Source organism: Sphingopyxis terrae subsp. terrae NBRC 15098, from assembly GCF_001610975.1.
GTDB classification, from domain to species: Bacteria; Pseudomonadota; Alphaproteobacteria; order Sphingomonadales; family Sphingomonadaceae; genus Sphingopyxis; species Sphingopyxis terrae_A.
In genome coordinates this window covers 2,251,728-2,271,891 of record NZ_CP013342.1, presented here as the reverse complement: position 1 = coordinate 2,271,891, position 20,164 = coordinate 2,251,728, and the positions used below count along the sequence as shown (strand labels likewise).

Here is a 20,164-nt window from a genome sequence, read left to right as displayed (position 1 = left end):
TTCCGCGTTCGGATTTATGTATATACATTATTGAGTCGATGCCACAAGCCGGAGGAGAGGGCATGCGCTGCGATCGCCTGTGGACCAACGCCCGTCTCGCCACGATGCGCCGCGACCTGCCCGGTCTCGGCGTCGTCGAGGGCGGCGCGATCGGTATGCGCGACGGCCGGATCGCCTTTGCCGGCCCCGCAGCCGACGCCCCCAATGCCGCCGACGTCATCGACTGCGACGGTCGCTGGATCACCCCCGGGCTGATCGACGCGCACACCCATCTGGTCTTCGCGGGCGACCGCATCGCCGAGTTCGAACTGCGCCAGAAGGACGCGTCCTATGAAGAGATTGCGCGCGCGGGCGGCGGCATCGCCTCGACGGTGGCGGCGACGCGCGCGGCGAGCGAAGCGGCGCTGGTCCGCAGCGCACTGCCGCGCCTCGACGCACTGATCGCAGAGGGCGTCACGACGATCGAGATCAAGTCGGGCTATGGCCTGAGCCTGACCGACGAAGCGAAGATGCTCCGCGCGGCGCGGGCGCTGGGCGAAGCACGACCGGTCACGGTGCGGACGACCTTTCTTGGCGCTCACGCGCTGCCGGGTGAATTTGTGGGCGACGCCGATGGCTATATCGACTTGCTATGCGAGCAAGTGTTGCCCGCCATCGCGGCCGAAGGGCTCGCCGATGCCGTCGACGCCTTTTGCGAAAATATCGGCTTCACGCCCGCGCAGACCGAACGGATGTTCGCCGCCGCCGCCGCGCACGGCCTGCCGGTCAAGCTGCACGCCGAGCAGCTTTCCAACCAGCATGGCGCGGCGCTCGCCGCGCGGCATGGCGCGCTGTCGGCCGATCATCTCGAATATCTCGACGAACCGGGAATTGCCGCGATGCGCGATGCCGGGACGGTTGCGATGCTGCTGCCCGGCGCCTTTTACTTCCTTCGCGAAACGAAGCTGCCGCCCGTGGCGGCGCTGCGCGCGGCGGGCGTGCCGATCGCCCTCGCAACCGATTGCAATCCCGGCACCGCGCCGCTCACCTCGCTGCTGCTGACGATGAACATGGGCGCGGTGCTGTTCGGCCTCACCACCGACGAATGCCTGCTCGGCGTCACGCGCCATGCAGCGCAGGCGCTCGGCCTGTCGGACAGCATCGGCACGATCGAGGCGGGCAAGCGCTGCGACCTTGCGATCTGGGATATCGAACGGCCGTCCGATCTGGTCGGCCGCATGGGCCTCAACCCGCTGCACCAGCGGATATGGATGGGACAGACGACGTGACGCAGATTGTCATCACGCCGGGCGGCATGACGCTGGCCGACTGGCGGGCCATTTACGAAGGCGCGGCGGCGCGGCTTGCCGCGCCGGCCTGGGACGCGATCGACGCCAGCGCCGCGGCGGTCGCGCGCATCGTCGCGCGCGGCGCCCCGGTCTATGGCATCAACACCGGCTTCGGAAAGCTGGCGAGCGTCCGCATCGCCGACGACGAGCTGTCGATCCTGCAGCGCAACATCGTGCTCAGCCACGCCGCCGGCACCGGCCTCGCTTCACCCACGCCCGTCATCCGCCTGATGATGGCGCTCAAGCTCGCCAGCTTCGGCGTCGGCGCCTCGGGGGTACGGCGCGAAACGGTCGGACTGCTCGAAGCGATGCTGGCCAAGGGCCTCACCCCCGTCGTCCCGTCGCAGGGTTCGGTCGGCGCAAGCGGCGACCTCGCCCCGCTGTCGCATATGGCGGCCGCGATGATCGGCGTCGGAGCGATCGAGGTCGGCGGCAAGATATTGCCCGCGGCCGAGGCCCTTGCCGCCGCCGATCTGGCACCGCTCGAGCTCGGCCCCAAAGAGGGCCTGGCGCTGCTCAACGGCACGCAATTTTCGACCGCCAACGCCCTCGCCGGGCTGTTCCGCGCCGAAACGCTGTTCCAGTCGGCGCTGATCACCGGCGCGCTCTCGACCGAAGCCGCAAAAGGCTCCGACGCGCCGTTCGACGCGCGCATCCACGCGCTGCGCGGTCATGCGGGGCAGCGCGAGGTCGGCGATGCGCTGCGCGGCCTGATGGCGGGTTCGGCGATCCGCGCCTCGCACGCCGAAGACGATCCGCGCGTGCAGGACCCCTATTGTCTCCGCTGTCAGCCGCAGGTGATGGGTGCGGCGCTTGATCTGCTGCGGCAGGCCGGCACGACGCTGCACGTCGAGGCCAATGGCGTTTCGGACAATCCGCTGATCTTCGCCGATACCGACGAGGCGCTGTCCGGCGGCAATTTCCACGCCGAGCCCGTCGCCTTCGCCGCCGACATGATCGCGCTGGCGCTGTGCGAGATCGGGTCGATCGCCGAACGGCGCATCGCGATGCTCGTCGATCCCGCGCTGTCGGGCCTGCCCGCCTTCCTCACCCCGCGGCCCGGCCTAAATTCGGGCTTCATGATCCCGCAGGTCACCGCCGCCGCGCTGGTCAGCGAGAACAAGCAGCGCGCCTATCCCGCCAGCGTCGATTCGATCCCGACCTCTGCCAATCAGGAGGATCATGTCTCGATGGCGGCGCATGGCGCGCGGCGCCTGCTCGACATGGCCGATAATGTCAGCGCGGTGATCGGCATCGAATTGCTCGCGGCCTGTCAGGGCATCGACTTCCACGCCCCGCTGACATCGAGCGCCGCGCTCGAGGCGGCGCGCGGGCATCTGCGCGCGGTCGTCCCCACGCTCGGCGACGACCGGCATTTCCATCCCGATATGGAAGCCGCGACCGCGCTGATCCGCACCGGCAGCCTTGCAACCGCGGTGGCCGCGGAGCTTCCGGGGATCGGCTGATGGACTGGCTGCGCATCCACCGCGGCGACGCCCCGCTGATCGTCGCCTTCCCGCACGGCGGCACCGATCTTGCGGGCCTCGATGATCAGTTCGTCTCGCCATGGCGCGCGCAGCTCGATACCGACTGGTGGATCGCCGATCTTTACGCCTTCGCGCTCGATCTGGGCGCGACGACGATCGCGACCGCGATCTCGCGCAGCGTGATCGACATGAACCGCGATCCGTCGGGCGCCTCGCTCTATCCGGGGCAGGCGACGACCGAGCTCTGCCCGACGACGACCTTCGACGGCGACCCGCTCTATCGCTTCGGCGCGCCCGACGAGACCGAAGTCGTCCGCCGGCTGGGCCTCTATCACCGCCCCTATCACGATGCGATCGCGGCAGAGATCGAGCGACTGAAGGCGCAGCATCGCAAGGTCATTCTTTACGACGCCCATTCGATCCGCAGCCATGTGCCACGCCTGTTCGACGGCGAATTGCCGCAATTCAACATCGGCACCAACGGCGGCGCGACCTGCGCGCCCGAACTGGAAACCGTGGTTGCAAGCATCTGCGCCGCGAGCGGCCACAGCCATGTCGTCAACGGCCGCTTCAAGGGCGGCTGGACAACGCGCCATTACGGCCACCCCGACGCGGGCATCCACGCGATCCAGATGGAGCTCGCCCAGCGCGGCTATATGGTCGAACCGGCGTCTTTCGACCCTGGTAACTGGCCAAGCCCGCTCGACTCCGATCCCGCGATCCTGCCGACGCTGCAGCAAGTGATCGCCGCGACCCTCGATTTTGCGAAAGGATATCCATGACCCGCCTCGACAACAGCCGCGTCATCAAGGCGCCGACCGGCGACCGGCTCAACGCCAGGAGCTGGCTGACCGAAGCGCCGCTGCGCATGCTGATGAACAATCTTCATCCCGACGTTGCCGAGCGCCCCGAGGAACTGGTCGTCTATGGCGGCATCGGCCGCGCCGCGCGCGACTGGGAAAGCTATGACCGCATCGTCGAGACGCTGAAGCGCCTCGAAAGCGACGAGACGCTGCTTGTCCAGTCGGGCAAGCCGGTCGGGGTCTTTCGCACCCACCCCGACGCGCCGCGCGTGCTGATCGCGAACAGCAACCTCGTCCCGCATTGGGCGAATTGGGAGCATTTCGGCGAACTCGATAAGCGCGGGCTCGCCATGTACGGGCAGATGACCGCGGGATCGTGGATCTATATCGGCACACAGGGCATCGTGCAGGGGACGTACGAAACCTTCGTCGAAATGGGGCGCCAGCATTATGGCGGCGACCTCGCGGGCAAATGGCTGCTCACCGCCGGGCTTGGCGGTATGGGCGGGGCACAGCCGCTCGCGGCAGTGATGGCGGGCGCATCGTGCCTCGCGATCGAGTGCCAGCCGAGCCGGATCGAGATGCGGCTGCGCACCGGCTATCTCGACGTCGCGGCGCAGACGATCGAGGAAGCGATGGCGATCATCGAAAAGAGCTGCGCCGACAAAAAGCCGGTGTCGGTCGGCCTGCTCGGCAACGCCGCCGAAATCCTGCCCGACCTGTTCGCCCGCGGCATCCGTCCCGATCTTCTGACCGACCAGACGAGCGCGCACGACCCGGTGAACGGCTATCTCCCCATCGGCTGGAGCGTCGCCGAATGGATGGAGAAGCGCGAAAGCGACCCGCAGGCTGTCGCGAAGGCGGCCAAGGCGTCGATGGCGGTGCATGTCCGCGCGATGCTCGATTTTCAGGCCGCGGGCGTGCCGACGACCGATTATGGCAACAATATCCGGCAGGTCGCGAAGGACGAGGGCGTCGAAAATGCCTTCGATTTCCCCGGCTTCGTTCCCGCCTATATCCGCCCGCTCTTCTGCCGCGGCATCGGTCCGTTCCGCTGGGCGGCGCTGTCGGGCGATCCCGAGGACATCTACAAGACCGATGCCAAGGTGAAGGAACTGCTGCCCGACGACGCGCATCTGCACAACTGGCTCGACATGGCGCGTGAGAAGATTCACTTCCAGGGCCTGCCCGCGCGCATCTGCTGGGTCGGGCTCGGCGATCGTCACCGGCTTGGGCTCGCGTTCAACGAGATGGTCGCGTCGGGCGAACTCAAGGCACCCGTGGTCATCGGCCGCGATCATCTCGACTCGGGATCGGTCGCCTCGCCCAACCGCGAAACCGAAGCGATGCGCGACGGGTCGGACGCGGTCAGCGACTGGCCGCTGCTCAACGCGCTCCTCAACACCGCGAGCGGCGCGACCTGGGTGTCGCTGCACCATGGCGGCGGCGTCGGCATGGGCTTTTCGCAGCACAGCGGCATGGTGATCGTCGCCGACGGCACCCCCGATGCGGCCAGGCGGCTCGAACGCGTGCTGTGGAACGACCCCGGCACCGGCGTCATGCGCCACGCCGACGCGGGCTATGACATCGCGATCGACTGCGCGCGCGAAAAGGGACTCGACCTGCCCTCGCTCGGTTAGGCGGGCTGCGCTGTTACCGTTTCTCCGGCACGTATGCGGCCGCGGAGCAGGAACAGCCCGGCGCCGAGAAGGGCCGTCGGCACCAGCATCAGCGTGAAGGCGGTGCGCCCGTCGAGATGCGCGAACAGCGCCCCGGTAATCAGCGACCCGGTCGTGCCGCCAAGCGCCGAAAAGACGACGACCAGCCCCATCAGCGACGGGTGGTGCCGGTTCGGCATCGCGCTCAGCATCACCGAAATGATCGTCGGATAAATGGGCGCGAGCGCGAAGCCGATCATCGGGAAGAGAAAAGCCGCGACCGGCGCATCGCGCCAGCTTTCGATCGGCACCGGACGCAGGCCATCGGCGAGCGGCAGCACGAGGATGATCAGCGCCGCGAGTACGGCCAGGCAGGCATTCAGGACCGGATACCAGTCGAAGCGCGCCATCACCGCGCCGGCGCCGAAACGGCCGAGCGCGATGCACGCCGCGAACAGACTCGCCGCCTGCACGCTCATCTGCGCCGGCAGGTGCAGCACCTCGTTGTTGAAGGTCGGCAGCCAGGTACCGATGCCCTGCTCGATCAGGACAAAGACAAAGGCGCAGACGATGAAGACGAGCACCAGCGGCAGCGCCGCGAGCCGCAGCATCGCGACGAGCGGCGGCCCCTGTTCGTCGGCGGCCTCCTCCCCCGCATGGGTGCGGCGCTCGTCAAGCGATGCAGACAGGATGAAGGCCAGCGCCAGCGCCGGGATCACCGCCAGCACCCAATAGGCGTTGAGCCAGCGCAGGCCCATCGGGTCGATGAAGGCGCTGAACACCCAATAGGACGACAGCACGCCGACCATGAACATGCCTTCGATCAGGCTGGTCAGGCTGGCGTGGTGCCGCGCGTCGTCGGTGACGAGGCCGATCATCGAATAGACGACGACTTTGGCGACCGCGAAGGCCGCGCCGACCATCGCGAAATGCAATTGCGCTGCGCCGAAGCTTCCCGCGAGCGGCATGACCGTACACGCCGCGATCGCGAGGAGCAGCGCCCCGATCAGCGCGTTACGCAGGCCGATGCGCGGCAGATAGCTCGCGGTCAGGAAAGAGACGATCGCAATCGTGATATCCTTGAAACCTTCGAGCGTGCTCGCCTCGGGCTTCGTGACATGAAAGCTGGAAATCGACTGCAGGATCACCGTCCCGACGCTGTTGAGCAGCATCGCGAAGGCGACATAGGTCAGAATCATTGCGGCAATCAAACGCGTGCGGGCCATGCCAAGTCCTTTGCCGCAAAGAGGGGTGGTCGCGAAGAGGCCGCGACCACCCAGGGAGGGATGACCTAGAATTTATAGGCGGCGCTGAAGCGGAACGACCGGCCGAGGATCGGACGGGCATTCAGCACTTCAGCCGCATTCTGGCCCAGCGTGCGCGGATCGCCTTCGGTCAGACCGATCTCGTTGGTCAGATTGTCGGCGGTGACCGCAAAGCTGAGCGCACGGTTGACGTCGACCGTCACGCCGGCATCGATCTTGAAATAATGCGGCAGCGACTGGGTGTTGCCGGTATCCGAGAAGCGATCGCCGATATAGGTGAAGGTCGAATAGACGCCGACCTTGCCGTCGTTGCCGAACGGCAGTTCATAGGCCGGGGTCACGCGCCATTGCCACTTCGGCTGCCGCTGGACGCGGTTGCCGCTGAGGTCGGTCGCACCGTTGTTGGTGAAGAAGTCGCGATATTTGGCGTTGAGCCACGTGCCCGAGAAGGCGAGCGTGAAATTGTCGACCGGCCGAAGCTGTCCTTCCAGCTCGACACCCGTGCTGCGCGCGCCGCCGATCGACGCCTGCGGTGCGCCATTCTGGATGACAGTGGTGACAAGGCCTTCGAACTTCGTGTGGAACAAGGTGGCATAGAGCGACAGCATGTCGGTCCGCACCTTCACCCCGCCTTCGAAATTGTCGACGCGCGGCGAGACGCGGATGCCGTCGCGCAGATTGTCGAAGAAGGGATTGGTGTTGCCGCGGTTGTAACGGACATAGGCGCCGACCGACGACGAGAAGTCGTAGTTCAGGCCCGCCGTCCATGACCAGGCGCCCTTGCTGTACGAAATATTGCGGAAGGTGCCGTCGAGCACCGCGACATTCTGGTCGTAAAGCGTGTTCGGGTCGCCGTCGGCGTCGAGCACGGTCGCGTTGTTTTCCAGCGTGCCGGTTGCCTTGTAATGCTGATAGCGCAAGCCCGCGTCGAAGCGCAGTTCGGGCGTGATCTGGAACTCGTCGACCGCATAAAAGGCATATTCGCGGCCGTCATAGGCGGCGTTGACGTTGAAGAAGCTGCCTTGCGTAAAGCCGCGATCGGTCACGACCCGGCCATCGGCGAGCGTCAGGTTGAGCAGCCGCGCATTGTTTTCGGCAGTCAGCAGCTGGATGTTGCCGAGGTTCCACTGGTCCTTCGACGAAAAGTCGGAGAAATAGGCGCCCAGCGTGAACTTGTTGTTGCCGCTGTCCCATTCGACGTTGAGGTCGTTGGTGAAATCCTCGATCTGCTTGCGCACGATCCAGGTGCCGGCGCGGATCACCTGCTGGCTGCCCGCATTGGCGACCGCATCGCCCCCATTGACATAGGTCAGGCTGCCGATCGTGCTGCCGAGGCTCGCCGCATAGTCGGCGGCCGACATCGCGGTGCTCGCGGGAACCAGTCCGGTCGTATCGGCATCGCCCTTCAGATAGCTTGCGCGATACCGCAGCTGGAGCCCGTCGCCGATCTCGTAATCGAAATTGGTGCCAAGGTTGATCAGCTTGGCGCCGCGACCGTCGCCAAGGTCGGCGCGCGTGCCGTCGGGAAGCACCGACAGGCGCGTTTCGGGGCCGGCGATCACGCCGGTGCCGGGGTCGATATTGCCGAACTGGCGCACCTTGTCGCCGTCGCGGATCACCGGGATCGGCAGCAGCCACTGGCCATGATCGTTGAGATAGCGCGCGAAGACGAGGATCGAACCCTTGTCGAGGTCATGGCGGATATTGGCGGTGATCTGCCCGCCCTTTTCGGCGGTGAAGCCCGGATTGCGGATGCCGTGGCCGCTCGAATAATAGCCGCCGACCATGAAGGTCGTGTTGTCGCCGAGCGGACCCGACAGGCGCAGGTCGCCGCGCATGTCGCCGAAATCGGTGACGCTGGCCTTCACAAGCCCTTCGAATTCGGGGCCGCCCTCTTTCTGGACGAAGTTGACGGTCAGGCCGGGTTGGCCGTTGGCGAACAGCGCGCCGGTGCCGCCGCGCACCGCCTCGACCCGCGCGATCGTTTCGTCGATGCGGATAAGCTGCGTGTTTTCGAGGAACGACAGCGTCGGCGGCGAGAAGAAGGGCACGCCCTGCGTCGTCAGCGTGACGAATTCGGCGTCGCCGCCCGACGGATAGCCGCGCACGAAGATGTTGGCGCCATTCTGGCCGCCCGAGCTTTCGGCCATGACGCCCGGCACGACCTTCAGCAGGTCGGCGGTGCTGTTCGGCGCGGCCTGTTCGATGGCATCGGCCGAAATGCTGGTAATCGCAAAGGCCGCGGCTTGGCGGCTGACCCCGCCGCCGGCGGTGCCGGTTACGACGATTTCATTGCCTGCCGCATCGTCGGCGGGCTGAGGCGCTTCCTGGGCATGGGCCACCGCCGGCAGCGCGATGAGCGCGATCGACGAGAGCAGATAGGTCCGTTTCAACATGGCTGTTCCTCCACTTATCCTGTTTTCTTTGAAAGGTTGCCCGCGCTCGCCGCTTCCCGTTCTGCTGACAGGATCTGGTCGACCGAAAGCGCCCCGATGGCGGGGACGTGCACGTCGGCATCGGGCAGCGCCTCTTCAGACCCGATGCCAATCGCCACCATGCCCGCCGCATGGATGGCTGAAATTCCGGCCTGCGCATCTTCGATACCGATGCAGCGTTCCGGGGGGAGGCCCATGCCGTCGGCACAGGCCAGGAATATGTCGGGCGCCGGCTTGTTCGCCGCGATCGCGCCCGCGTCGGCGATGAAATCGAACTGGTCGGCGATGCCGAGCAACCGAACGACGTGGCCGGCATTGCGGCTCGCCGAGGCGAGGCCGATCTTGATGCCCGCGCTGCGCAGCGCGGCAAAAAGCGCGCGCACGCCGTCGAACAGATTGGCGGGCGAATAAGCGGCCAGCCGCGCGCGGTAGAGCGCATTCTTCTCTGCAAGCATCGCCTCGAAGCGCGCGTCGTCGACCGACGCGCCCGCGCCGTCCAGGATAAGGCGCAGCGATCCCGCGCGATCGACGCCCTTCAGCCGGTCGTTGGCGGCGCGGTCGAAGGCATAGCCATATTGATCGGCCAGCGCCTGCCACGCATGGTAATGATCCTCGGCCGTGTCGGTCAGCACGCCGTCGAGGTCGAAGATCACGCCCTGCACCGCCGGGCGCGCCATCCGGACCGCCGCGTCGGCAAGACGAACCGGGCGGCCGTGATCGACAATATCGACCGGCGCGCCCGACAGGCGGCGATAGGTCGCCCCTTCGGCATCGACCGCAACCTCGATCACGCTGCCGCGCCACATCAGGCGGAAATGATAGCGCGCCCAGCCGGCGGGGATGCGCGGCGCGAAGGCGGGGCAATCGCCGCCGAGCCACAGACCGCCCCAGCCGTGCGCAAGCACGAGCCAGCTTCCCGCAAGCGCCGCCATGTGCAGGCCGTGCGAGGTGTTGCCGTGGCGATTTTCCAGATCGACGAAGGCGGCCTCGCGATGGAAATCGAGCGCCTCCCCATCCTCGCCGAGCCGCGCCGCCACAATTGCGAAGGCCACCGACGACAGCGTCGAATCATGCGCGGTGACGCGGCTGTAATAGTCGAAATTGCGCCGCTGCAACGCGAGCGGCAACGACACGAGATCCATCGCCATCGCCTGCAGCACATTGCCCTGCTTGGCGATTTGGTGCCGGAACAGGATCATCGGGTGATAGCGCATCAGCAGAGGCCCGCGCTCGTCGAGCGGTGCCAGATCAGCCAGCTTCGGCCGTCCCAGAAAGGCGTCGTCCTGCGGGCTTACCCCGGCCTCTGCATCGACCGGCAACCACATCGCCTCGGCGGCGCGGCGCCACATCGCGACTTCTTCGGCGTCGAGGCCGATGGCCTGCGCCAGCGCCGCGAAGGCCGCGGGATCGGTGTGCGCCAGCCAGTCGGCGGTGTCGGCAGCATAGGCAAGGTGCCGCGCCGCGATCGCGTTGGTGTAATAATCATTATCGACGAGCGCCGAATATTCGTCGGGCCCGGTCACGCCATAGATGCAGAAGGCCCCGCCGCGGCGCGGGTCGAAGGCGCCGATCTCGGGCCAGATGCGCGCGGTTTCGAACAGCATTTCGGCCGCAGCGCGGCGGACGTCGCTATCGCCCGTCGCCGCGACATACAGCGCAACGCCATGCGCGATGTCGCCGTTGATATGATATTGCGCCGACCCCGTCGGATAATGTGACGAACATTCGGCCCCGCCGATGGTCCGCCACGGATAGAGCGCGCCGCGCGCATGGCCAATGCCGCGCGCATGCGCCCGCGCCGCCGCAAGCTTGCCGATGCGATACTGCAGCAGGGTGCGCGCCCGGTCGGGCATCTGGAGCGCCAGCACCGGGAGCATGAAGGATTCGGCGTCCCAGAAATAATGGCCCTCATAGCCTTCGCCCGACAGCCCCTTGGCCGCGATACTGTGGTCCGGGTCGCGGCTGGCCGACTGGTGGAGCTGGAACAGGTCGAAACGCAGCGCCTGCGTCAGCGCGTCGTCACCCGCGATCGCAAAATCGGCATGCGCCCACAATTGGTCGACCGCGCGCTGCTGCGCCGCCGCAATGGCGTCGAACGGCTGCGGTTCGGGCAGCGCATCGATGTCGACCGGGTGGCCGCGGGTGCAGGTCATGGCGACCACCCGGTCGACGCTCAGCGTGCCGCCGGCGACCAACGCGCCGCGCACCATATGGCCGCCGTCGATGCGCACCACCGGCGCATCGAGGCTGGCGACCCGCTGGCGATAGGCGAGTTCGACGGCACCCTGGGCAAACCGGACCACGGAAGGGGTGTCGCCCGGTTCGGAAGGCTGAACGGTCCAGACCGGCCGCAGCCGCCCGGAAATACGCGGATCGTCGGCCGCATCGGCGTTGCCGCCATCGGCATCGGTGCCGAAGATCAGATCGATCTCGATCGTCGCGGCGAAATCCACCGGCGAGACCGACAGACGCGTTGCGACGCAGGCATCGCCGTCCAGCGGAACGATGCGAACGGCCGCAATCTCGATCGTCCGGCCATCGGCGAGACGCCAGCGGGTGCGGCGGCGAAGCTGTCCCCAGGCAAGATCGAGCAGGCTCTCGGCTTCGAGGCGATCGGCAGCCGCAAAATCGACCGGCGCGCCGTCGATCCGCAGGCGCAGGGCCACCGGGCTCGGGCATTTGATCCGCGTGTCAGTCGCGGTCGCGTAGCCGGGAAAGCTTTCATGATAATCGATCGGGCGGCTGACATAGGCGCCGGGGAGATAGGCGCAGGGCGCAGCGGCGCATTCGTCGGCGACGCCCTCAACGCCGACCAGGCCGTTGGCGAGCGCGAACAGCGCGGCCGCCTGATCGCCGACGGCGTCGCCGCCGTGTCGTACAAGCCGCATCGTATCAGAAGCTGCGCTGGAAATTGCCACTGTCATCCTCACCCGCGGCGCACGCTCGGCCGGCGCGCGCTCCATCGAAGCCATCTTGTGGTGCAAAAATGGTATCGATGTCAAGTTATCGATACCATTGCGGGAAAGGACGTGCGAACTACGGCGCGTTCGCGCAGTGATTCAGCTTTCGCGTGCGACCAGTTCCACGCTCATGGCGCGCGAATCGGCGCCCTTGCCCGCGACGAGATCGAGCACCTTCTTGGCGAGCAATTCGCCGCCGACCGCCCAGTCCTGCCGGATGGTGGTGAGTTTGGGCGATACGATCGCTGCGCCGGGGGAATCGTCGAAGCCGACGACCGATACGTCGCCGGGTACGGACAGGCCGCGCGCCTGCAACGCTTCGATCGCGCCCATCGCAATGGCATCGCTCGCCGCGAAGACGCCGTCGAAGGCAGTGCCCTTGGCCAGAAGCCGATCGATCGCCTCGCGCCCGGCGGCGGCGGTGAAGGCGCAGGCGATCCGCTCAATCACCGCGGCGTCGCTGCCCTTCAGCGCGTCGGCAAAGCCCTGGAGCCGATCCTCGACCTCGCCATGCTGGGTTTCACCAAGGAACAGCAGCGCGCGGCGCCCGCGCGCGCGCAGATAGTCGGCGGCGAGCCGGCCGCCCGCGCGATTGTCGCTGCCGACGACGACGCGTCCGGGCGGGCCGTGCGCCGCGCCCCAGACCACATACGGCAGCCCGGTCGCCTCGATCGCCGCGGCGGCATCGTCATGCACGCCCTGCCCCAGCAGGATGACCCCGTCGGCCGACGGCGGGTGCTGTGCGAACAACTCGATCGTCGTCAGCACCATATTCTGTCCGGCTGCAGTCAGTTCCTGCATGATCCCGCCGAGCAGCGAGAGCGGATAAGGTTCGCTCATCAGGCGGTCGTGCGAGGGGGCCATTTCGATGACTACGGCGATGGTCCGGGTGCGTTGCTGCCGCAGATTGCGCGCCGAAATATTGAGCCGGTAGCCCATGCGTTCGGCGGTGTCGCGGATCAGCCGGCGCGTGCTTTCCTTGACCGTCGGGCTGTCCGAAAGCGCGCGCGAAACGGTGATCTTCGCGACGCCCAGCTCGCGCGCGATGTCGGCCATCGTCGGGCGCGCATTGCCGCCGCCAAGGGGACCGGTGCCATTAGCCATGGCTCCCCTTAACGCGCGTCCGCCTTGTTTCACAAGCGCCTAAGAGGAGGGCGGCGGGGACGGAAGCCCGCCCCCGCCGCGACCGGTCAGAGCGCCGATCCTCCCAATTTGTAGGTGAGCTGCAGGAACACGCTGCGTCCGATGCTGTCGAACCAGCTGGTGTTGTAATAGGGATAGCTCGACCAGGTCGGGTCCTTGACGGGGTTCGTGTCGAACAGGTTGCGCACCGTCAGCGAGCCGCGCAGATGATCGGTGAAATCATATTGCATGGTCGCATTGAAGAGGTAGCTCGCCTTGATGAACGCATCCTCGTCATAATTGGGCAGCTTGCCGAGCCGGGTGCCCGAAAAGGTCAGCTGAAAGCCCTCATTTTCGTATGAGATGCTGCCGTTCGACTTGTCGCGCGGCAGGTAATAGCCGCTATCGACGGCGAGCTTGTCGACGAACGGATCGCCCGGATATTGCTGGAAACTGTGCTTGAACACATGGCTGTGCGCGAGCGACAGGGTGAAGTTGCCGATACCGGTTGGCAGGCTGCCGCGGAAGGCGATATCGATCCCGCTCGTCCTTTCGCGCGCAATGTTGATCGGATTGACGCGGATCGACGAGATCTGCCCGGCATTGCCGCCGCTGGCAAAGCGCGTGATGCGCGCGAAGGCATCCTGACAGGTCGGCGAATTGGGATCGAGCTTGGGCGTGCCGCCCGCGGTCAGCACGCTGCAGTCCGCCTCGGTCCGGGCCAGCGTGTCGATGCTGAGATCGTCGACCTGATTGTCGAGCGTCACGCGGAAATAATCGACCGAAACATGGAGGCGGCTCGACGGCGAAAAGACGATGCCTCCCGTCAGCGTTCGTCCGGTTTCGGCGTCGAGGTTGCGGTTGCCGGTCCGGTTCACGACGACGCCGGTCCCCGAATAGCTGCAATCGCCGATATCCTCGTCGGGCTCTTCGACCGCGCACAGATAATAGTCATCGACGCTGCTCTGCACATTGCCCGGCCCCGTAAAGACATAGTGGAGGTCAGGCGCGCGGAAGGCAGTGCCATAGGCGGCGCGCAGCAGCAGGCTGCTCGTCGGTCGGACTTCGACCCCGCCATTATAGGTGAACTTGCCGACATCGCGGCCGGCAAAGCCGAAGGTGTCATAGCGGCCGGCACCCGTCAGCGTCACGAAATCGAGCACCGGCACGCGCACTTCGCCGCCGATCGCGGCATGGCTGCGCTTGCCCGCACCGTCGCTGTCTTTCCAGCTGTAATAATAGTCGGTGAGCGCCAGCGGATCGGGACGCAGATTATAGCCCTGCTTGCCATATTCGGCGACCACCGCGACCCCGACCGGGCCGGCCGGAAGCTGGAACAGCTCGCCATTGGTCAGCGTCGCCTGCAAATTGCTGGTCCAGCTATACGGACGATAGACCGTATCGGCCGAAATGCTGTCATATTCGGCAGGCGTCAGCGCGGTGTAGAGCCGCGCGGGATCGGCGTTGAAAATCGGATAGCCGCTGTCCTCGTCGACCCCCAGCTGTTCGCCCAGAAAGAAGGCGATCGCCTTGGAATTGACGATCTGGGGCCAGCGCACGACCGACTGGTAGCGGCTGTAATTGAAAGATGCCTCGTAATTCCAGGCATTGCCAAAATTGCCGCGGATACCGGGCGTGATGCTGTAGGTCGTCTGCTTGCTGCGCTGCATTTCCAGCCCGCCGGTTTCTTCCGGGGCAAACTGGCGCGACCAGTCGTCGATCGTATCGTCGAACGCGTTGTAAAAACTGTTGTCCGAACTCGACGACGAGCTTTCGAACGCCCAGCTCGTGACGTCGTACATCAGCCGGACCTTACTGATTCCGAACTGAAAGTCGGCGAACAATTTGGCATTGTCCGACAGCTCGTACGACATCGTGCCGAAGCTGTTGAAGCCCTTGCGACCCGAAACGATCGTGCCGTAGCCGATCGACGTCTTGCTGCCGCAGTAATAGCCGGGGCCGTAATCGTCGATCGCCGGATCATAATCGCCGTAGCGCGGACGCGACGTATAGATGGTCGAACCGCCGTTGAGGTTCGCAACCCCGGCGCAGGCCGCCGGACCCGGATCGATATAGCTGTCGTTTTCGATGCTGTAGCGCAGGAAGGTGCGGCGCGCGATCGTGCTGCCGGGACTGTCGTCGGTGCTGTCCTGGATCGAACGATCATAAGCCCACAGCGGACGCTGGTCGAGATATTCGATACCGGCCGCGATGCTGAAACGGTCGGTCGACCAGCCGCCGGTCGCGGTGAAGCGATGCGACATGCCGCCACCATGCTGGGTGCGGCCGTGGCGATAGTCGAGCGTCAGGCCGTCCAGATTTTCCTTCATCTTGAAGTTGATGACGCCCGCAATCGCGTCCGAACCATAAATGGCCGAGGCTGCACCCGACAATATCTCGACCTTGTCGATCAGCCCCACCGGGATATTCGAAATGTCGGTGAAGTTGCTGCGGCCGATATAGGGCAGCGGGAAATCGGCGATGCGGCGCCCGTTGACGAGCACGAGCGTGTGGTTGGGGCCAAGCCCGCGCAGGTCGACCTGCTGCGCGCCGGGGGTGAAGTCGGCGCTGCTGCCCGACTGCGGGCTTTGCGTCTCGCCGCTGTTCTGGGTCATCGCCGCGAGCAGTTCGGGGACGCTGGTATAGCCGTTGGCGCGGATCGCATCGGAATCGATGGTCGTGACCGCCGACGGCCCCTGATCCTTTATCGTGGGAATGCGCGAACCGGTGACGATGATCTCCTGCACCGCGCCCTCGTCCGACGCGTCCTGCGCCAGCGCCGGCGTGGCGAGCGCGGGAAGGCAGACGCCCAGCCCTAGAATGATGCGAAGCGACCGTCGGCCGAGATGTTCCATCGAAAAGCCCCTATCCTGTCTGCGGCGCGAATCGGCGCCCCCAATGCCCTGTCACGAGACGCGCCCTATCAGCCAGAACGGACCGAAAATTTCAATCATTATGACTAAAACAGGAATCATATTGTCATTTTGCGTGTCGATTATGTAACATCCATCGATCAGAGTTGCCGAAGGAGATATGCTGATGCCGCCGATCAGACTGTTCAAATGGATCACCGCACTGCTGTACGCGCTCCTTCTCGCCGCGCCGCCAGCGGCGGCGAAAGACCAGCCCTACGAACATTATGTCTATGGCGCGCTGAACACGCCGACGCCGGGTCCGGTATCGGGCGGACTGCTGCTGATGGGCGGAGGCGACCGGAATATCGACGCGATGAAATGGTTCTTCGGCAAGGCCGGAAAGGGCCACATCGTCGTCCTCAGCGCTTCTTACGGCAAGGAAATCGGCGAGGAATTCTATCGCGACATCGGCGGCATCCAGTCGGTCGAAATCTTCGTTTTCCACGCGCGTTCGCAAGCGACCGACAAGAAGATTCTCGACCGGCTGCGCAAGGCCGACGGCATCTTCATCGCCGGCGGCGACCAGTCGCGATATGTGCGCTTCTGGCGCGGCACGCCGGTCAACGAGATCATCGACGCGCATGTCGCGGCGGGCAAGCCGCTCGCCGGGACCAGCGCCGGCCTCGCGATGCAGGGCGAAAAACTCTATGGCGCGATGGACGACGGCAGCATCAAGAGTCCTGAGGCGCTCGCCGATCCGCTCGGCCCCGCTAACACCATCGAAGGCGAATTCCTGCACCTGGCGCTGCTCAAGGGCATCGTCACCGATACGCATTTCAAGGAACGCGACCGGCTCGGCCGCCTTTTCGCCTTCGTCGCCAAGGCGCAGGTCGGACGCGCTGCCGACGCGCCCGCGATGATCGGGCTCGGCGTCGATGAAAGCGCCGCGCTCGCGGTCGAACCCGACGGGTCGGGGCGCATCTATGCGACCGCACCCGACGGCTATGCCTGGGTCGTGGACGGATCGGAACTGCGCAACGTCAGCGACCGCAGGCCGCTCGATGTGCCGCGGGTGAAGGTGACGGGGGTCGGGCCGGGCTCGGTCGTTCACCTGCCCTCGGGCCGCGTCGATGCGCCGGTGTTCGTGCGCAACTATGCCGCGCGCGCGGGCGAACTGGTCGAGGTGCCGCGCTGGTCGCTCGCGATCCATGGCGGCGCCGGGGTCATCAAGCCCGGCTCGCTCACCCCCGACAAGGAAGCCGCCTATCGCGCCGGCCTCGACGCCGCGCTGCGCGCCGGATCGGCGGTGCTCGACAAGGGCGGCCCGGCGCTCGACGCGGTCGCGGCGGCGGTGCGCGTGCTCGAGGACAATCCGCTTTTCAATGCCGGTCGCGGCGCCGTGTTCACCGCCGAGGGGACCAACGAACTCGATTCCGCGATCATGGACGGCGCCACGCTCAAGGCCGGTGCCGTCGCGGGTGTCACGCGCACCCGTCACCCGATCGACCTTGCCCGCGCGGTGATGGACAAGAGCCCGCACGTTCTCTTGGCGCGCGACGGCGCCGACCGCTTCTCGGTCGAACAGGGGCTCGAACAGGTCGACCCCGCCTGGTTCCGGACGGATCAGCGGTGGCAGCAGTTGCTCGCCTGGCGCAAGAAGCATCAGGCCGCGCTCGACCCGACGCATCTGTTCGGCACCGTCGGCGCGGTTGCGATCGATGCCAACGGCAATCTCGCCGCCGCAACCTCGACCGGCGGCATGACCGGCAAGCGCTGGGGCCGCATCGGCGATTCGCCGATCATCGGCGCGGGCACCTATGCCAGCAACGGCCGATGCGCGGTTTCGGCGACGGGATCGGGCGAATATTTCATCCGCGAAAGCGCGGCGCGGCAGGTCTGCGACCGCGTCGCGTGGAAAGGCGAAAGCCTGAACGACGCGGCGCAGGCGACCATCGCGGCGGTCGGTGCGATCGGCGGCGACGGCGGCCTGATCGCGATGGGCCCCGACGGCCGCCCGGTCTTTGCACTCAACGACCTTGGCATGTATCGTGGCCGGATGACGGCCGGGGCGGAACCACAGACGGCGATCTTCGCTGACGAGGCATGGGCGGACTGATGGCGCCGATGACCGTCAGTCTCGACGAGATCGACGATCGCCTGCTCACCCTGCTGCGCGACGATGCGCGCCAGACCATCGCACAGCTTGCGAAGGAACTCGGCATCTCGCGCGGCCAGGTCTATTCGCGGCTCGCGCGGCTGGAAGAGGATAATATCGTCGCGGGCTATACGGTGCGGCTGGGACAAGCCTTTGCCGCCGGCCGCGTCCGCGCCCATATGATGATCAAGACGTTGCCGCGCTATCACCGCGAGGTCGAGGCCGCCCTCGCCGGCTTTACCCAGGTTCAGGCGATCCACGCGATCAGCGGCGAATATGACATCATCGCGATGCTGGAAGCGGAGGACAGCGCCCTGCTCAACGAGCTGATCGACGAGATCGGCCTGCTCGACGGGGTCGAACGCACGACGACGTCGGTCATATTGGTGACCAAGATCGAACGCTGACCCCTTCCCTCCGGCGACGACCGAACCGGTCAGTTGGTCCAGTAGATATAATCCTGCCCGTCCTTCCACGGCGCGTTGAGCGGCACGTCGATCCGCACCGGCCCCTCGATCAGCCCCGGCCAGATCGGCTTGGCCATCCCCTTGTTCTGCGCCTCGATCATCGCACGAAGCTGTGCGACGCGCTGCGGCTCCTGCGCCGACACATCATGCTGTTCGGTCGGATCGATAGCGACATTATAGAGGCGAACCTTTTCGGGCCGCTTCGTTACCTGCAATTTCCAGTCGCCCGCGCGCACGACGCGATAGTCGCCCGAACGCCAGTACATCGCCTGGCGATGCGCCGGCCCGGCAAGGATATTCTGGCTGTCGACGATGCGATCGGTCGGCACCTTCGCCCCCGCCGCGGCGGCGATCGTCGAATATATGTCGATATGCCCGGTCACGTCGGCGCGGGTAGAACCCGGCGCGATATGGCCCGGCCAGCGCATGAAGAAAGGCGTGCGGATGCCGCCCTCGAAGAAGGTCGCCTTCCAGCCGCGATAGGGCGCGTTGAGGTGCGGGATGCCGGTGTACCAGGCCCCGCCATTGTCGCTGGTGAAGATGACAAGCGTATTGTCGTCGATCCCCGCCTGCTTGAGCTTCGCCATGACATCGCCGATGCGGCGGTCGAGCTGCGCGATCATCGCTCCGTAAACGCGCGTCTTGTGATCCTTGATCTGCGGCAGCCGGTCATATTCCTCGCGCGTTGCCTGCAACGGCGTGTGCGGCGCATTGAACGCCAGATACATGAAGAAGGGCCGGTTCTTGTTCGCCTCGATCGCCTTTTCGGCTTCGGCGGCGAAATAGTCGGTCATATGCCCCTGGGGATGAAAGCGCTTGCCGCCGTTGAAGGTGACGGCGTGGCGCAGATTGGCCCAGATGAAACGGTCGATCGGATCCCACGGCAGCTTGGCGTTGACCGTATCGGGATCGTCGTCGGGCAGGAATTTCGCGCCCCCCGCCAGAATCGCGAGGCTTTCGTCGAAACCCTGCGCATTGGGCTGCAAGCGCGGCGCTTCGCCCAGATGCCATTTGCCGATGTGGATGGTGTGATATCCCGCCGCCTTCACCGCTTCGGCTATGGTAATTTCGCTCGGCGGGACGCCCATGTCGGGATAGTCGGGAATATCGTCGGTGATCAGTTCCTTGTGGAATACCGCCTTCAGCGGGCCAAGGCCGCCGCCATGCGCCAGATTCTCGGCAAAGGCGGTCGGCACCGCGGTGAACTCGAAACCGAAGCGAGTCGGATAGCGGCCGGTCATCATCGCCGCGCGCGACGGCGAACAGGTGGCGTTCGCGGCATAGGCGGTGGTGAAGTTCAGCCCCTGACGTGCCAGCGCGTCGATGTTGGGCGTCTTGACGATCCCGCCCGCAACGCCGCCGCCGTTCAGGCTGATGTCGTTCCAGCCCAGATCGTCGGCGACGATCAGGATGATGTTGGGCGGGCGCTTGGTCCCCGGCGCGGTGACGGGGGCCGCACCCGGCCCCTGCTGCCAGACCACCGCGTGGTTCGGCTGCACCGGGTCGCGCCAATCCTGGATCATCCCGGGCAGACGATATTTATTCTCCTGAAAACCCCAATAGCCACCCGCGCCGATCAGCGCGACGACGCCCAATGCAATCCAGCGTTTCTTCATCGGTCCCCTCCGG

General features: G+C 65.9%; 12 protein-coding genes. 6 read left to right on the top strand and 6 right to left on the bottom strand.

All coding sequences use genetic code 11. The annotated features are described in order from the left end of the window. Nucleotides 1-62 precede the first annotated feature (62 nt). The 4 genes from hutI to hutU are packed head-to-tail and all read left to right on the top strand — an operon-like array spanning nt 63 to nt 5,258. Nucleotides 63-1,268 (top strand): imidazolonepropionase, encoded by a 1,206-nt coding sequence (gene hutI, locus AOA14_RS10980; RefSeq protein ID WP_062901838.1) that lies wholly within the window; start codon nt 63-65, stop codon nt 1,266-1,268. Nucleotides 1,269-1,294: 26 nt separating this feature from the next. Next, nucleotides 1,295-2,794, top strand: a complete 1,500-nt coding sequence (gene hutH, locus AOA14_RS10975; protein WP_409372294.1) for a histidine ammonia-lyase — start codon at nt 1,295-1,297, stop codon at nt 2,792-2,794. Continuing rightward, entirely contained in the window at nt 2,794-3,597 is an 804-nt protein-coding gene (hutG, locus tag AOA14_RS10970) for an N-formylglutamate deformylase (protein WP_062901836.1), read from the top strand. Before hutH ends, hutG begins: the two co-directional genes overlap by 1 nt. Further along, nucleotides 3,594-5,258 (top strand): urocanate hydratase, encoded by a 1,665-nt coding sequence (gene hutU, locus AOA14_RS10965; protein ID WP_062901835.1) that lies wholly within the window; start codon nt 3,594-3,596, stop codon nt 5,256-5,258. The genes hutG and hutU overlap by 4 nt, the downstream gene beginning before the upstream one ends. Here the strand turns inward: hutU and AOA14_RS10960 are convergent. From AOA14_RS10960 to AOA14_RS10940, 5 genes are all read right to left on the bottom strand, one after another. Further along, entirely contained in the window at nt 5,255-6,502 is a 1,248-nt protein-coding gene (locus tag AOA14_RS10960; RefSeq protein WP_062901834.1) for an MFS transporter, read from the bottom strand. The genes hutU and AOA14_RS10960 overlap by 4 nt on opposite strands. 65 nt (nt 6,503-6,567) lie before the next feature. Then, entirely contained in the window at nt 6,568-8,937 is a 2,370-nt protein-coding gene (locus tag AOA14_RS10955) for a TonB-dependent siderophore receptor (protein ID WP_062901833.1), read from the bottom strand. Between the two features lie 14 nt (nt 8,938-8,951). Continuing rightward, on the bottom strand, nt 8,952-11,864 hold the full coding sequence (pgmB, locus tag AOA14_RS10950; RefSeq protein WP_238929633.1) for a beta-phosphoglucomutase: 2,913 nt from the start codon (nt 11,862-11,864) through the stop codon (nt 8,952-8,954). A gap of 171 nt (nt 11,865-12,035) precedes the next feature. Beyond that, nucleotides 12,036-13,040: a LacI family DNA-binding transcriptional regulator gene (locus tag AOA14_RS10945; RefSeq protein ID WP_062901832.1), complete on the bottom strand. Its 1,005-nt coding sequence runs from the start codon at nt 13,038-13,040 to the stop codon at nt 12,036-12,038. 86 nt (nt 13,041-13,126) lie between these two features. After that, entirely contained in the window at nt 13,127-15,913 is a 2,787-nt protein-coding gene (locus AOA14_RS10940; RefSeq protein ID WP_062901831.1) for a TonB-dependent receptor plug domain-containing protein, read from the bottom strand. A gap of 184 nt (nt 15,914-16,097) precedes the next feature. Between AOA14_RS10940 and AOA14_RS10935 the strand changes: the two genes are divergently transcribed. Together AOA14_RS10935 and AOA14_RS10930 are read left to right on the top strand one after the other, a co-directional pair. After that, nucleotides 16,098-18,029 carry an isoaspartyl peptidase/L-asparaginase gene (locus tag AOA14_RS10935; RefSeq protein WP_062903122.1) on the top strand — a complete coding sequence of 644 codons (1,932 nt, stop codon included), beginning with the start codon at nt 16,098-16,100 and terminating at the stop codon, nt 18,027-18,029. Beyond that, nucleotides 18,029-18,475, top strand: coding sequence for an Lrp/AsnC family transcriptional regulator (locus AOA14_RS10930; RefSeq protein ID WP_040590524.1), 447 nt, complete (start codon nt 18,029-18,031; stop codon nt 18,473-18,475). The genes AOA14_RS10935 and AOA14_RS10930 overlap by 1 nt, the downstream gene beginning before the upstream one ends. Before the next feature lie 29 nt (nt 18,476-18,504). Here AOA14_RS10930 and AOA14_RS10925 read toward each other — a convergent pair whose 3' ends face one another. Further along, nucleotides 18,505-20,151 carry a sulfatase-like hydrolase/transferase gene (locus AOA14_RS10925; protein WP_062901830.1) on the bottom strand — a complete coding sequence of 549 codons (1,647 nt, stop codon included), beginning with the start codon at nt 20,149-20,151 and terminating at the stop codon, nt 18,505-18,507. Nucleotides 20,152-20,164 lie beyond the last annotated feature (13 nt).

Excerpts from the sequence above, each read along its gene's own strand:
- hutI (WP_062901838.1), top strand. The coding sequence starts at position 63 with ATGCGCTGCGATCGCCTGTGGACCAACGCCCGTCTCGCCACGATGCGC.
- hutH (WP_409372294.1), top strand. The coding sequence starts at position 1,295 with ATGACGCTGGCCGACTGGCGGGCCATTTACGAAGGCGCGGCGGCGCGG.
- hutG (WP_062901836.1), top strand. The coding sequence starts at position 2,794 with ATGGACTGGCTGCGCATCCACCGCGGCGACGCCCCGCTGATCGTCGCC.
- hutU (WP_062901835.1), top strand. The coding sequence starts at position 3,594 with ATGACCCGCCTCGACAACAGCCGCGTCATCAAGGCGCCGACCGGCGAC.
- AOA14_RS10960 (WP_062901834.1), bottom strand. The coding sequence starts at position 6,502 with ATGGCCCGCACGCGTTTGATTGCCGCAATGATTCTGACCTATGTCGCC.
- AOA14_RS10955 (WP_062901833.1), bottom strand. The coding sequence starts at position 8,937 with ATGTTGAAACGGACCTATCTGCTCTCGTCGATCGCGCTCATCGCGCTG.
- pgmB (WP_238929633.1), bottom strand. The coding sequence starts at position 11,864 with ATGCGGCTTGTACGACACGGCGGCGACGCCGTCGGCGATCAGGCGGCC.
- AOA14_RS10945 (WP_062901832.1), bottom strand. The coding sequence starts at position 13,040 with ATGGCTAATGGCACCGGTCCCCTTGGCGGCGGCAATGCGCGCCCGACG.
- AOA14_RS10940 (WP_062901831.1), bottom strand. The coding sequence starts at position 15,913 with ATGGAACATCTCGGCCGACGGTCGCTTCGCATCATTCTAGGGCTGGGC.
- AOA14_RS10935 (WP_062903122.1), top strand. The coding sequence starts at position 16,098 with ATGCCGCCGATCAGACTGTTCAAATGGATCACCGCACTGCTGTACGCG.
- AOA14_RS10930 (WP_040590524.1), top strand. The coding sequence starts at position 18,029 with ATGGCGCCGATGACCGTCAGTCTCGACGAGATCGACGATCGCCTGCTC.
- AOA14_RS10925 (WP_062901830.1), bottom strand. The coding sequence starts at position 20,151 with ATGAAGAAACGCTGGATTGCATTGGGCGTCGTCGCGCTGATCGGCGCG.